Source organism: Mesorhizobium sp. M0496 (assembly GCF_040321205.1).
Lineage (GTDB): Bacteria > Pseudomonadota > Alphaproteobacteria > Rhizobiales > Rhizobiaceae > Mesorhizobium.
Map to the genome: position 1 here is coordinate 1 of NZ_JAMYRC010000045.1, position 13,845 is coordinate 13,845.

Below are 13,845 nucleotides of genomic sequence, written 5' to 3' on the forward strand. Positions count from 1 at the left end.
TCCCGCTCAGCCACAAACGACTCAAAGCACGATGGGCCGACCAAGACCTCCTCCGCCTCTTTACTCATATGCGATAGCCCTGCCCGCAAGGGGGGGAGATTGGCAGCTTCGACCCCGGCACTCATTCTTGCAATGTAGGAGATTTGCGAAAACATCGATGACGGCCAATCTCCCCCCTTGCGGGGGAGATGTCCGGCAGGACAGAGGGGGGGTGCGAAGGAACGCCAACAGTCCCATCTATCGAACCGCGTCGACTAGCCCGGCGCAATCAGCACCGTACTCTCAGGCGACCAGCGCAGCACCACCTCCTGGCCCTCCGCCAGTCTGTCGGCACCGGTGTTCTGCACGATGACCTTCAGCGTCTGGCCAGCACGGTCGACGAAGTATGTGCTGTTGTTGCCGGCGAAAATGCGCTTGGAGACCTGCCCCTTGAGCATGTTGGCGTTGCCATCCGAAGCCCCGCCATCAGTAGCAATACGGATGCGTTCGGGCCGCACCGCACAACTCGCCTTGGCACCAGCGGCAAGGCGAGCACCGGCCCCGGCGGCGATCGCCGTGCCGTCCGGCAGCCGGATGCCGTTGCCAGTGCTGTCGCCGCGAAAGATGTTGGCGTCGCCGAGGAACGTTGCGGCGAACTCGCTCTTCGGCCGGTCGTAGATCTCCTCCGGTGGCCCCTCCTGCACCAGCCTGCCATCGCGCAGGATGCCGATGCGGTCGCTCATCGTCAGCGCTTCTTCCTGGTCGTGGGTGACGAAGATGGTGGTGATGCCGATCTCGCGCTGGATGCGCTTGAGTTCGATCTGCATATCGACACGCAGCGCCTTGTCGAGCGCGCCGAGCGGCTCGTCGAGCAAAAGCACGCGCGGCTTGGTGACGATGGCGCGGGCGAGCGCGACGCGCTGGCGCTGGCCGCCCGACAGCTGATGTGGCCGGCGGGCACCGAGCTTGCCGAGTTGCACCAGGTCGAGCGCACGCTGCACCTCGGTAGCGATGATCGCCTTGGCCTCGCCGCGCACCGACAGGCCGAAGGCGACATTGTCGGCGACGCTCATATTGGGAAACAGCGCATAGTTCTGGAACACCATGCCGATGCGACGCTTTTCGACCGGCACCCGCTCGACGCTCTCACCGCCGATGGTGATGCGGCCGGAGTCTGGAAAATCAAAACCTGCGATCTGGCGCAGCAGCGTCGTCTTGCCGCTGCCCGATGGCCCCAGCAGCGCATAGAAGCCACCGTCGGCGAAATCGATGGAGACATCGTCCAGCGCCTTGTGCGCGCCAAAACTGCGCGAGATGTTCGATACCTGCACGCCAGCCATTATTTCTCTCCGCCGAATTTGAAGAACCGCGCCGTCAGCAGCATCAGCGCCATCGACACCACGATGATGATCGTCGAGACCGCATTGATCTCGGGCGTGAAACCCTTGCGGATCGCGGCGTAGATTTCGACCGGCAGTGTCGTCTGCCCCGGTGTCGCCAGGAAATAGGACACCACGAACTGGTCGAACGAGACGGCAAACGCAAACAGCCCGCCGGCGATGACGCCGGGCATGATCCACGGCAGCGTGACACGCCGCGTCACTTGCCACTGGTTGGCGCCGAGCGAGCGCGCCGCCTCTTCCAATTCCGGCGCGAAGGTCTGCAGCCGCGCCGAGACGACGACGATGACATAAGGCAGCGCCAGCGCGACATGGCCGAGAAGAATGGCGTGCAGGCCGCGGCCGATGCCGATGCCGAAGAAGAAGATCAGCATCGCCGTGCCGGTGATCAGCCACGGTATGGCGATCGGCGGAAACAAAAGCGCCTGCAGGAACTTCTTGCCGCGAAATTCATAGCGATAGAGCGCCAATGATGCCGCCGAGCCGAGCACGGTGCAGATGATGGTGGTGATGATGGCGATCTCGACGCTGTTCCAGGTCGCGGCAATAAGCTGGTCGTTCCGCCACAGCGAGGCGTACCATTCGGTCGTCCATTCGAACGGCAATTGGTAGAAGGGCGAGACGTTGAACGACATCAGGGCCATGATGATGATCGGCAGATAGAGAAAGGCGAGCAGCAGTCCGACGTAGAACCGGCCGAGCCCTTCGAGGATGCGGGCCGTCATCATCACACGGCTCTCCGCAGCACCGGCGAGGCAACCGCCAGGATGACCAGCACCACCGCCAGCAGAATGAAGGAGAGCGCCGCCCCAAGCGGCCAGTTGAACACGGCGACGAACTGGTCCTCGATGACCGTGCCGTAAAAAGTGCCGGTGCGGCCGCCAAGGATGCGCGGCTCCATGAATGAGCCCACGACCGGCACGAAGATAAGCGCCGCGCCCGCCACCAGCCCCGGCATCGACAAAGGGATGATCACCCGCTTCAGCACCTGCAGCCGTGAAGCGCCGAGCGAGCGCCCGGCCTCGATCAGCGAGTCATCGATCGCTTGGAGCGTGAGATAGCAGGTCAGCACCATGTAGGGCACATAGGAGTGCACCAGTCCGATGATGACGGCCGGATAGGAATACATCAGGTCGATGTTGATCTTGAACGGCAGCACGGCGTTGAGTGCGGTGTCGAGGATGCCGCCTTCGCGCAAAACCATCGCCCAGGAGAAGATGCGCACCAGCCCGTTCGACCAGAACGGCAGGATGACGAGCAGGAAGATCGCCTCGCGGCTGCGCCCCTTCAGCACCTTGGCGAGCACGTAAGCCGCCGGATAGCCGATGACGACGCACCACAACGTCACTTCGAGGCCAAGGCGCAGCGAGGCCAGCAGCAGCGTCAGATAGAGACTTTGCGAGAAGAAGGCGGCATAGTTGCCAAGGGTGAATGCCCACGGCTTTCCCGACAGCGGCAACTCGGTCATGAACGAGAAAAAGACCATCGCCGACAGCGGCAGGAAGATCGCCACCGTTAGCCAGACATAGGCTGGCGCCAGCAGCGGCAACGCCGATCTCAGCCGGCTGCGCGACGCGGTTGCAGCTGCCATGATACCCTCCTCCCCAGGATTGAAGAACCAGCCGGCGCGAACCGCCGGCTGGCCCGGATGTGAGCTTTACTTTACGTCGACCTTGAGCTGCTGCCACAGCGCCAGATAGGCTTCGCGCTGCGCGTCGGTTATCGGCGCCTGGAACTGGATGCGCTTGGCCACTTCCGGGTCACCCATGACCTTGCGGTTGAAGGCATCCTCGGGTAGCGCTTCCACCGCCTTGGCGTTGGCCGACACCGGCGCACCGACCTTGGTGACCCATTCGACATAGAATTTCGGGTCGATCATATAGTTGATGAAGGCCTCGGCTCCCGCGACATTCTTGGCGCCGACCGGAATGGAGAATGCGTCGAGCCAGGCGACAGCACCCTCCTGCGGCACGACCAGCGAGACCGGCAGCTTGAAATGCGTCTTGGCCCGATCGGCCGAGCCGCTCCAGTAGGTGCCGATGTCGATCTGGTTGGAGGCGACCATCTGGTTCCAGTCGTTCTCCGAACTCCAGAAGGTCTTGATCTGCGGCATCAGCGAAGTCAGCTTCGTCTTGACCGCGTCCATATCCTTGATGTCATTGATGTTCTGGCCGGTGGCGATGGCGCCGAACTGCACCGCCTCGACGGCGTCGTCGCGAATGACGACGCGGCCCTTGTGCGCGGCATCCCACATCTCGGCAATGCTCGTCGGCGGCTTGTCGAAGGATTTGTCGTTGATGGCGAGCGCCGTCAGGCCCCACACCCACGGCACGCCATAGACCTTGCCGTCATGGACGAGCATTGGCGATCCCGCCTTGTCCTTGCTGATGTCGGCGTAGTTCGGCAACTTGGAGACGTCGATCGGCTGGATCAGCTTGCCGTCCATCGCCTGGTCGTTGAAGGCGGCATTGATCATGACCACGTCGTAGAGCCCGGGATTGGTCCGGATCTTGGTCAGCATCTCCTGTTCGGAATTGAAGAAGTCGTTGACGACCTTGTTGCCGGTCGCCTTTTCGAAAGCCTCGACGGCCCACGGCTCGTCGGTGCCGTAGCCCTTCCAGTTGAGCACATGTATTTCGGCGGCACTTGCGGCCGGCGTGAGTACGGAGGTTATGACGGCAGTCGCCGTCAGCAGGGCGGTCAGTCTGGGCATGCGCATGTTCGTTCCTCTCATTGTTTGCCCGCTTGGCGGGGCTTGTTTAAGCCTCTTGCTTCCGGCCATGCCCGTGATCATCGACATGGCTCAGGAATGTCTGGATTTCGTCATCGGTCGGCGCCGACGAGCCGCCATGGCGGGTGACCGAAATAGCCGCCGCCGCATTGGCATAGCGCGCTGCCTCGAAGGGTGGGGTACCGCGTGCCAGCGCGCTGACGAAAGCCCCGATATGGGTGTCGCCGGCGCCGTTGGTGTCGATGGCGGTGACCGTGTAGCCGGCAATGGTCTGCGCTGACCCGTCGGCCAACCGCACGTGGCAGCCCTTTGCCCCGGCGCGGATGACCACGCCGGCAGCCTGCGGACAATGGTCGTCCAGAAGCCGTGCCGCGACAGCCTCGATATCGCCCGGGCCGGCAATCTCGGCCGCCTCCGTCGTGTTGCAGCTCAGCCATGTCGTGCGGGCGAGTACCCGCGACAGGATCGGGCGCGGAATGTCCGTGACGACCGGCGTCGGGTCGAAGACGAAAGGTGTTTCGTCCGGCAGTGCCTCGATCCAGTCGGTGAGCGCATCGCGACTGCCGGGATAGCTCAGCGTGTAGCCGGAGATGAACACCCAATCATCAGGCGCGACCGTCACCGGCGCCATCAGGTCGAGGCTGAGCACACTTTCGGCACCTGGCCACGACACGAAGGTGCGTTCGGCGTCGCTCGAGATCATGGCGACGCAATTGCCGCTGTCCATCAAGGGCGATGGCGGCGTCAGTGTCTCGATGCCCTCGGCGGCGAACGCAGCACGCAAGAAGTCGCCATTCGGCCCGCAGCCGAGCTGGCCGCCGAACACCACCTGCATACCGGTGCGGCTGGTCGCGACCATCATGTTGAAGCCGCCGCCAGCAACCTGGGCGAAGCTCGACGCCGTCTTTTCCATACCGGGCGCCGGCAAGGCGTCGATGCGGTAGACATAATCGACCACGGCACTGCCGATATGGACGAGACGCCCGCTCATCCCGCCGCGTCCTTGCTGGAACCGATTTTCGCCACTCGTGCCGTCACGAGGTCGGCTGCAAGCGCGCGAACCTCTGACATGTCGATGCCGACAAGCCGCGCGATATGTTGTTGCGGCAATCGGGAAAAGCCGGTGCAGGAGCCGGCCATGCCGGCCGCGATGGCGCCGATCGTGTCGGTGTCACCACCGAGATTGGCGCTGATGACCGCCGCCTGCCATGGATCCCCGCCGGCGACTTCCAGCACCGCGAAGGCAGCCGGAACGGATTCCTGGCTGGCGACGCCGGTGCCGACCAGATCGGTGATCAGCCGGATCGCGTCCTTCGTCGCCTTGCCGCTCACGATGTCCTGTGCCCAGACGATACGGGCGGCGATGTCGCCGCCGGTGACCCAATGGCCGAGCGTCGCCCCCCGCCTCGCCGCCGCGACGGCGCTGGCGGAAGCATCGCGCCAGTCCCCGCCGGCGATGCCGCGGCTGACGGCGGCAGCAACCGCGGCGGCGGAGGCGATGGCGATCGAGGTGTTGTGCGTCGCCCGGCAGGTCTCCGCCACCTTGTCGACGAATGCCCCCAATGGTTCGAGCGGCATCATGATGCCGACCGGGGCAATGCGCATGGCCGCACCGTTGGTGTCGCCACTGCGTCCCGCTTCCTCTGCAGGCACGCCATTGTTGATAGCGTCGATGGCACGCTTGGTCGACGGTCCCAAAAGATCATAGCTGCCGCGCGCCTTGACCTCGCGTTCCCAGTCGAGCAGCGCATTGACCCAGCGCTTATGGTCGAAGCGGTCGCCGGATTCGACGAGAATGCGGCCGAGCAGCAGCGCTTGTTCGGTATCGTCGGTGATGGTGCCGGCAGCCAGTCCCTTCGACACCGGATGATTGGCGAAAGGCGCGATGAAATCCTCGACATGGCCGTGGAGTTCGCCAATTCGGGCCGGCGACAAAAGTTGTGTCGGCATGCCGAGTGCATCTCCCAGCGCTCCGCCGACAAGCGCGCCCATGGCGCGATCGAGCGGGTCCTTGGCTGTGTCCGGCATCGCTCAGAACCTCATATGCAGCGCGAAATGCGCCGGGTTGAGCAGACTGGTGACATATTCGATCGGCCGGTCGTCGACGGCGCGTGTCAACCGGCGGCCGCGCAGGAACGGCGTGCCTTGCGGGCAGCCGAGGATAGTGGCGTCCTCGGCGTTGAGCATCTCGATCTCCACCCATTCCTCGCCATGGTCGGGAAAGAGGCCGGCGGCGCGCAGCGTCTGGTGCAGCGAGCCCTCGCGCAGGCCACGCAGCGGCACGTCCTCCAGTTCGGGAGAAAGGGGCAGCCGGCTGCGCTCGATGGAGATCGCATGGCCATCGCTGGCGTTGGTGCGCACCCGGTCGACGGCGATGAAGAGCGGGCTTTCGATACCAAGCAGCGCAGCCAGATCGATGTCCTCGATGACCTCCAGCCGCAGTGTCCGCGTCTCGGCGTTGGCGCCGGCATTGGCCAGCGCCCGCGACCAGCCGATGGCGTCATCGACCGGCTTGCCGTCGAAGGTGACGAACGAGCCGATGCCGACCTTGGTGGTGATCAGCCCGCGGCTGGATAGTTCCTCGAGGCCCTTGCGGACCGTATTGCGGCTGACGGAGAAGCGCTGGACGAGTTCGTTCTCGCTTTGAAGGCGGTCGCCGAAACCGAGAACGCCGGAGCGGATCTCATGTTCGAGGACGGTGGCGATCTGCTCGGGCTTGCCCGTGCCTGGAGACAGTTGAACCGAGCGCCGCTTCATATGGGTACCTGTTCAATGAACCTGTATAATCCTGTTCAATACAGAGACACGGATGCCGTGTCAACGGATGCCTATGGCAAGCGAGACGAGGCAGAAAATTTCGAAATGCCCGCGAAGCGCGCCGACAGGACGGTCAAATATGGGCTTGGAAAAGCCGACCACCGATCGCTGAAAAGACCGCAATCAATCAACAGGATAGAGGCAAATCTTGATTCAATTTTGGCCGAGCAGGCTACGGCATCGACACTTCACGAGGCTCAACGAGGATATCCGCCTCGATCGCGGCGTTGATGAACGCCGCCCGTGCCGCCGAAGCTTCTTTCTTTCCCTCAAGCACGGCCAGGCAGACCTTGCGGGCAACCATGTGCCTTTGCCCTGTGGCAACCGGCCAGCGGTTCATCAGGATGTCGGCAGCCTGAGCGACCCTCTCCACGTTGAAGATCGAGTTTCGCGACCGACCGAGCGCAATCCTGATCGGCTCATCGAAACGCTGGTCTTGCACCACCCCACCTCCGGAATCGAACGTGCCGACCCAATTCCCTGTATTGTGATAGGTTTCGCGCCAAAGGTGCAAGATGTCTGATTCCAGTGGCCAGAAAAATCCCAGGCTGATCGTCGTGGTTGCGTTCGATCGCGGCGAGGATGGGGAATTGTTTCCAGCCTTTGGACCCGCCGACCAACAGAGCGAAGACCGCGCCATACGCACCGCCAGGGCTCTGGCGGCAAAGCATGCCGGCGTCATCGCATGGAGCCGCGAGGCCGATCCGACGCTAGGCGAATACGGCCCGCCGAACACCCTCTTCGTCAGCGGCGATGTACCTGACATGGAGTAATCTATTGGCGCCAAGCAAAAGCCCGCCACGGTGAACCGGAGCGGGCCTTGGAGGAGGACAAGGGGTGGGACCCTCTCCTCTTGTTTCCACGGGGGGTGTGGACCGCGACCATCCTACAAAAATTTTGAAACAAGCCGGATCACAAGCAGACCTGCACGCATCACAATCCGGTGGGCGCGGGTTATCGAGCCGGTCACGAGATTGCGATCACCCCGAGATGATCGAGCGCGGCTAAATCCGCCCCAGCACGACATGCACGATAATGATGAACAACACGAGCCCGAGGCCGCCGCCGCCATCGTTGCCGGTGCCATAGAAGGGCCGCCGAAGCCGCTGACGCCGCCAAGCAGCGCAATGATGAGGATAATGATGAGAATGGTTCCAAGGCTCATGATCCTCCCGTTCCTGTAGGCGCTCTCGCGCCGGTTTCAACATCGCCCTATTCGGATGTTGCAGAGGATGTGAACACTTTCAAAGGATTGGCGTTCCACCCCGTGCAACGGTGCCGCACGGGAAAGACCCACGAGTAACCACGCAGAAAGCCCGCCAAGGATGGCGGGCTTTCCAACCGGCCGGAGGCCAGGAGAGTGCGGTCAAGCCTCACGGCTGGTTCGGCACTTCCGATCCCGGCGCTCCTGGTGTCAGCGGCGTGCGATCAGCAGGCAAAGCTGGCGCAGGTCGCGGTCGTAGACCCCGGAACTGCCGAGAACATCGACGCAGCGCTTCTTCATCCGCGCCAACTGGCTATCCGACATGTCGGCGACGACACCGGGCAGGTTCGGATGTCCCGGAGTACCAGGGTTACCCGGATTTCCGGGATTGCTTGGATTGCTCGGGTTGCTCGGGTTGGTTCCGCCGCCGATGCCGACACCAACGCCGACGCCGCTCGAGCCACCAACATTGGCGCCGAGACCGGCGGTAATGCCGCCAGACCCTCCGACATTGGCGCCCACACTGGCGTTGATGCCGCCGGAACCGCCAACATTGGCACCGGCACCAGCATTGACGCCACTGCTGCCGCCGACCGAGGCGCCCACACCGGCATTGATGCCGCCGCTGCCGCCAACGGAGGCCCCGACGCCGGCATTGACACCGCCGCTTCCACCCACCGAGGCGCCGACGCCAATACCAAGTCCTGCGGCATTTGCCGGCAGGGAAAGGGCCAGGACTACTGCACTGCCTGCCAACACACTGGCGACTGTTTTGATCGTAAAAGCCATAACACTCTCCTGTTGTCGTTACGCTAGGGCAGTCGGCGAGAAGCCGATTGCAAAGTTTATCTACGAAACAGGTTGGCTTAAGTTTCAGATTGATATCTTATAGCACAAATTATGGTGTCTGTTTTTTTAATTGCGAATTCGTAATAATAGTAAAATTTAAATACAAATTTCACTAGTGCAATATATCAACGTGCGGGTATCGTCGATATACATTTACGAGGCAGCCAAAAAACGATTTTCTGTAAAACCCTAAAAATTCCATCCCTCATGACTGGAATTCTGCTCTGATAGTTGAGGCAGCATCACCGATGGCGTCAGAGACAGCCCTTGGCCAAGGATAGCATCGCCGCCACGATGGCTCCGATCTGACCAGAGCTTGTCGGCGGCCGAACGCGAGCGGCAAGGGTACTGCATCAGGCAGACAATCTGCCCGGAAGGCATGACATCCGCCAGGTCTTGCGGCGACGCACCAGGCGATCGCCTCACGCGTTACCGCATCACAAGTGAAGGATGGGCGGGAGGCCTCGTGAAAGTGCCGGCCATTGCCGGGCAGTTAATCAACAAGATCAGATCGGCATTGAACGCACAACGTCCCAAACGCACGCAAGCCGAAGGCACTGCGGTGCAGATTGGCTCTGCTCCATTGCAATTTATGCTTGCATTCTGGAACAAATAAGGAACAATGCGCGATTGCCGCTGAAGCGGACCAGGTTTTCGGGGGAGGACCAGCGAGATGACGAGCAAAGGTGCGCGGCAGGTTGCCGCTGCGGTCGGGTCGTGCTTGCTGGTGAGGGTTTTGCGCCCGGGTTGGCTGGCTGGGCTTGCGCTCATTCTCGCTCTGAACGCCGTCGCGCTCGCCGCCGGCAAGGACTATGCCGTCTGCTTCAGCGACCGCAAGATCGCTGCCGACCAGCTCATCGCCGCCTGCACGCCGATTGCCGAGGACAACACGGAACCGTCGCGGAACCGTGTTATCGCCTATTTCCATCGCGGCCTCGCCTGGGACGACAAGCACGACTACGACCGGTCGATCGCCGACTACAGCGAGGCGATCACATTTGATGCCAGAGAGGCCTCGGCCTACTTCAATCGCGGGGCTGCCTGGTACTGCAAGGAGGAAAACGACCGCGCCATCGCTGATTTCAACGTCGCCATCAGCCTCGAGCCCGACTCCGGCGATGCCTACTACAGCCGTGGCCTTGCCTTTTTTCGCAAAGGCAAGACCGACGCGGCCATTATCGATTTCGAGCAGGCGCTCACGGTCGATCCGCAAAACAACAAGGCGCACAACAGTCTCGGCGCCACCTGGCAACGCAAGGGCGACCATGACAGGGCTATCGCCGAATATGACGAGGCGATCCGCCTCGATCCACAAGACGCCACAGTGTATGTCAACAGAGGCATCGCCCACGCCTCCAAGGGCGACTACGACCTTGCGATAGCTGATTTCGACCATGCCATCAGCCTCGATCCGGAAAGCGTCGACGCCTATGCCAATCGAAGCGCAGCCTGGATTGGCAAGAGCGACTGGCCGCGCGCGCTTGCCGATGCCAGTAGGGCGGTTGAGATCGCCCCCGGCAGTGCGGATGGCTACTATAACAGAGCCGTCGCCTGGACGAATACAGGCGACGATGATCGCGCCATAGCTGATTTCGATAAGGTGATCGACCTCAACGCGAAGGATGCCGCCGCCTATTTCGGCCGTGCGCTGGCGCTGACGCGCAAGGGCGATCTGGACCGCGCCGCCGCCGACTGCCGAAAAGCGACAAAACTTGACCCGAAACGGGCCGACGCCTGCAACGAGCAGATGATGGGCGGCGAAGCTCTGCCTGGGGAGGAAGCGATGGCCATTCCGCGGCAGGACAATTCCGCCGCCATTGCCTGGAATCTGCAGCAGGGGTTGGACCAGCAGATACAAGGGAATGTCGGGGCCGCCATAGACTCGTTCAGCTTTGTAATCCGGCTCGATCCCTACAATGCCGACGCCTATTACGATCGCGCCCTGGCCAGCGCGTCTGTAGGAGATTATGTGATTGCTGCCGCCGACTGCAGGCAGGCGATCAAGCTCGATCCGAAACGGACAGGTACCTGCAATGAACAGGTCGCAGACGAAGTCCAGCCAGCCGCATCCGCTGCAGGGGAAGAGATCGGGGATTCTGGCGCCGCCAAAATCCTGGTCGAGCGCGGCATGGTGCGGCTGTCCAAGTATGGCATCGAGGGCGCTATTCTCGATTTCGACAGCGCTATCAGCCTCGATCCGGACAATGCCGATGCCTATTTCAGCCGGGGTCGCGCCAAGACGCTGAAGGGAGATCTAGCCGGGGCGGCGGCGGATTGCCGGCACGCCATCGAACTCGACCCGGAGCGGACGGGAAATTGTCGCGAACATGATGCGAACGTCGAAGGCAAGGCGCCCGCGCCTGCGGATGCGCCAGAACCCCAAGCCGCCGTTTCCGACATGGCGGCCACGGAAGACACGCTGGCAGCCAAGGCCCTGGAGTCAACCGATTGGCGCGCCCTGGAAGCGATCCTGGGCGGTGACGCCTTCCTGGATATGGGCAAATACGACCAGGCAATCGGCGCGTATGACAAGGCGATCGCACTTGATCCGAACAACCGGTTCGCCTATTTCGGCCGCGGCAAGGCCTGGGCAGCCAAACGCGATTACGAGCGGGCGATCGCCGACTACGACAATGTCATCCACCTCGCCCCCAATATGGCGTCGGCGCATGCTCGCCGCGGCCTCGCCAAGGTCACCTCAGGCGATATCGATGGCGCTCTCGCCGACTGCGACCGGGCTTCAACACTCGATCCAAAGGTGCGCGACGCTTACTTCTGCAAAGGCATGGCCTGGCACGCCAAGGGCGACCTGGCGCGCGCGATCGCTGCCTATTCGGTAGCCATCGAGATCGATCCGAAGGACGACGCCAGCTACTATGGGCGCGGCATGGCGCGAGCCGACAGGAAGGACTATGACGAGGCTATCGCCGACTTCGGCCACGCAATCAAGCTCGACCCCGACAATGCGGACTACCTCGTCAGCCGTAAGGCGGCGTTGGCGGCGTTGGGACAGGACGACGCGGTTGGCACCAAACGTGCCACTCCGCGGAACGCCGGCAATAGCGCCAAGTCCGGCGGCAAGCGTTCCGCCGTCAGGATGGCGGAACTCGTCCAGGCGACAGACCCGCGCGTTCTTGCCGCGGTACAGCACGGCGACAGTCTGTCGAATGCGGGCAAGTATGACCAGGCAGTCGGCGCGTATGACAAGGCGATCGCGCTCGACCCCGACAGCCCCCTCGCCTATTTTGGCCGCGGCAATGCCTGGTCCGCCAAGCGAGCGTATGACCGGGCGATTGCCGACTATGATCAGGTGATCCGGCTCGTACCGGACCTGCTCTCTGCCCATGTTCGCCGGGGCATGGCCAAGGCCACGTCCGAGGATGCCGAAGGTGCTCTCCTCGATTGCGGCCGGGCGGCCATGGTCGATCCGAAACTGCTGGATGCCTATTTCTGCATAGGCATGGCCTGGCACGTCAAGGGCGACGCCGGGCGAGCGATCACAGCCTACTCGGCGGCGATCGAAATCGATCCGAAGGATGCTCCCAGCTATTATGGACGTGGCATAGAAAGGGCCGACAACAAGGACTACAGCGGCGCCATTGCCGACTTCGACCAGGCGATAGGACTCAATCCGGGCAACCGCGATTACGCGGTCGCCCGCAAGGCGGCGGTGACTGCGTTAAAGAAAGGGGCCGCCGCGCCTGATGCTGTCGGCTCTGATCCCAAGAACCTCAAGGCTTTCATGGATCGCGGCGATGCGTTCTACACGAAGCGCAAATACGATCGCGCGATTGCTGAGTACAGCCGCGCGATCGCGCTCGATCCAAGAAAGGCAGCAGCCTATGTCGGGCGAGGACTGTCGCGCGCCGAGAAGGGCGACTACGATGGTGCTATCGATGACTACGGCAAGGTGATCGAACTCTATCCGACCTATTTCGACGCTTACCTCGGCCGCGCCATCGCCTTGGGCAAGAAGAACGAATTGGATCGTGCCATCGCCGACTACAACCGCGCGGTCGAAATCGAACCTGGCTACGCACCTGCCTATTTCGGGCGCGGCAGCACCTGGTTCGCCAAGGGCGACTACGATCAGGCCATCGCCGACTACGACCAGGCACTCAAGCTCGACCCAAAGCTGGCCATTGCCCGCAAAGGCCGCAAGGCTGCGGCAGCGGCGAACGCCTCAAAGACATCAGGCGAAGCCGCTGGCCAGGCTGGCGAGGGGGCGATCAAGCCAAGTAACGCTTCGCCGGCTGCGCAGGCGTTCAGCAAGGGCTGGACGCTGCACGAGAGGGACGACTATGACGGCGCCATAGCGCTTTATGACAAGGCGATTGCGCTCTTTCCCGCATTCCACGACGCCTATCTGGCCCGAGCAATGGTCTGGGAGGCCAAGAGCGACTACGCTCATGCCGTCGCCGATTGCAGTCAGGCAATCACGCTCAATCCGAATTTTGCCGAGACTTACTACGACCGTGGTCAGAACCGCGGTTTCCAAAGAGATTACGACGGAGCGCTTGCTGACTACGGAAAGGCCATCAGTCTCAATACCAAGGACGCAAGGGTCTATGCCCATCGAGGCCTTATATTGATGGGCAGGCATGAGGACGTCGCAGCGTTACGTGATTTCGAAAAGGCGCTCAGCCTCGACGGGAAGAATCCCTTTGCCTATTTGGGCCGGGGGGTGATTCGGATCGGCAAGGCGAATTATGACGGGGCCATCGCCGATTTGAGCCAGACGATAAAGCTCAAACCGGATTTCGCCGCCGCCTATAAAGTGCGGAGCAGGGCGTGGGACGCCAAGGGTAACCAAAAGCGCGCCGAAGCCGACCGCAAGAAGGCGCGGAGCCTCGGCGCGAACTAGA

The 13,845-nt window shown here is 62.3% G+C and carries 12 protein-coding genes and 1 pseudogene; 3 read left to right on the plus strand and 10 right to left on the minus strand.

Going from position 1 to position 13,845, the window contains the following annotated elements:
• Positions 1–254: 254 nt before the first annotated feature.
• The 8 genes from NKI73_RS27665 to NKI73_RS27700 all read right to left on the minus strand — a co-directional run bounded on the left by NKI73_RS27665 (position 255) and on the right by NKI73_RS27700 (position 7,369).
• Positions 255–1,319, minus strand: a complete 1,065-nt coding sequence (locus tag NKI73_RS27665) for an ABC transporter ATP-binding protein (protein ID WP_352634399.1) — start codon at positions 1,317–1,319, stop codon at positions 255–257.
• Entirely contained in the window at positions 1,319–2,107 is a 789-nt protein-coding gene (locus NKI73_RS27670; protein ID WP_352634401.1) for an ABC transporter permease, read from the minus strand. Before NKI73_RS27670 ends, NKI73_RS27665 begins: the two co-directional genes overlap by 1 nt.
• Complete coding sequence (locus tag NKI73_RS27675) at positions 2,107–2,970, minus strand: ABC transporter permease (protein ID WP_352634403.1); 864 nt, start codon at positions 2,968–2,970, stop codon at positions 2,107–2,109. Before NKI73_RS27675 ends, NKI73_RS27670 begins: the two co-directional genes overlap by 1 nt.
• Before the next feature lie 66 nt (positions 2,971–3,036).
• Positions 3,037–4,098, minus strand: coding sequence for an ABC transporter substrate-binding protein (locus NKI73_RS27680; protein WP_352634405.1), 1,062 nt, complete (start codon positions 4,096–4,098; stop codon positions 3,037–3,039).
• A 40-nt stretch (positions 4,099–4,138) separates the two neighbouring features.
• Positions 4,139–5,101 carry a PfkB family carbohydrate kinase gene (locus tag NKI73_RS27685; RefSeq protein WP_352634407.1) on the minus strand — a complete coding sequence of 321 codons (963 nt, stop codon included), beginning with the start codon at positions 5,099–5,101 and terminating at the stop codon, positions 4,139–4,141.
• Positions 5,098–6,138, minus strand: a complete 1,041-nt coding sequence (locus tag NKI73_RS27690; protein WP_352634408.1) for an ADP-ribosylglycohydrolase family protein — start codon at positions 6,136–6,138, stop codon at positions 5,098–5,100. Before NKI73_RS27690 ends, NKI73_RS27685 begins: the two co-directional genes overlap by 4 nt.
• 3 nt (positions 6,139–6,141) lie before the next feature.
• Positions 6,142–6,867, minus strand: coding sequence for a GntR family transcriptional regulator (locus NKI73_RS27695; RefSeq protein ID WP_352634409.1), 726 nt, complete (start codon positions 6,865–6,867; stop codon positions 6,142–6,144).
• Positions 6,868–7,099: 232 nt separating this feature from the next.
• The gene (locus NKI73_RS27700) at positions 7,100–7,369 is read right to left on the minus strand and encodes a DUF982 domain-containing protein (protein WP_352634411.1); all 270 of its coding nucleotides are present in this window, start codon (positions 7,367–7,369) and stop codon (positions 7,100–7,102) included.
• A gap of 73 nt (positions 7,370–7,442) precedes the next feature.
• Between NKI73_RS27700 and NKI73_RS27705 the strand changes: the two genes are divergently transcribed.
• Positions 7,443–7,700 (plus strand): hypothetical protein, encoded by a 258-nt coding sequence (locus NKI73_RS27705; RefSeq protein WP_023814060.1) that lies wholly within the window; start codon positions 7,443–7,445, stop codon positions 7,698–7,700.
• Between the two features lie 231 nt (positions 7,701–7,931).
• On the opposite strand, the pseudogene NKI73_RS27710 reads toward NKI73_RS27705, so the two are convergent.
• Positions 7,932–8,092: pseudogene (locus NKI73_RS27710) on the minus strand (DUF3309 family protein).
• Between the two features lie 249 nt (positions 8,093–8,341).
• A complete protein-coding gene (locus NKI73_RS27715; protein ID WP_352634413.1) occupies positions 8,342–8,920 on the minus strand; it encodes a hypothetical protein in 579 nt (192 codons plus the stop codon).
• A 526-nt stretch (positions 8,921–9,446) separates the two neighbouring features.
• Between NKI73_RS27715 and NKI73_RS27720 the strand changes: the two genes are divergently transcribed.
• Entirely contained in the window at positions 9,447–9,596 is a 150-nt protein-coding gene (locus tag NKI73_RS27720) for a hypothetical protein (protein WP_352634415.1), read from the plus strand.
• A gap of 57 nt (positions 9,597–9,653) precedes the next feature.
• Entirely contained in the window at positions 9,654–13,844 is a 4,191-nt protein-coding gene (locus tag NKI73_RS27725; RefSeq protein WP_352634416.1) for a tetratricopeptide repeat protein, read from the plus strand.
• Position 13,845: the final 1 nt, after the last annotated feature.